Source organism: Fulvivirga aurantia, from assembly GCF_009711475.1.
GTDB classification, from domain to species: domain Bacteria; phylum Bacteroidota; class Bacteroidia; order Cytophagales; family Cyclobacteriaceae; genus Fulvivirga; species Fulvivirga aurantia.
Genome location: NZ_SMMD01000051.1, coordinates 1 through 310, shown reverse-complemented (window position 1 = coordinate 310; position 310 = coordinate 1). Strand labels below are relative to the sequence as shown.

The window sequence follows — 310 nt, the reverse complement described above, 5'->3', positions numbered from 1 at the left end:
CTAAAGATACATTTTGTAATAGATGGCTAACCACATTATTGATTGATCGAGAAAAGATAGCTATTGATCGAGAAACTATAAGATTATCTCTAGAAAAGCACAATATTGAGTCGAGACCATTGTGGAAGCCGATGCATATGCAACCTGTATATCAAGATGCTCCATATTATGGGACAGGCGTTTGTGATGATTTGTTTGATAGAGGACTATGCTTGCCATCTGGTTCCAATCTGTCAGGCGAGCAATTAAACAATATTAAGAAAGAGTTGTATACTATATTTGGTTACTAAGCGCTTGATTTATGGATCAA

1 protein-coding gene is annotated in these 310 nt (G+C 35.8%); it reads left to right on the top strand.

The features are described 5' to 3' along the window. On the top strand, positions 1-290 hold a 290-nt coding region (locus E1176_RS00075), incomplete at its 5' end, for a DegT/DnrJ/EryC1/StrS family aminotransferase (protein WP_185152441.1). Positions 291-310 lie beyond the last annotated feature (20 nt).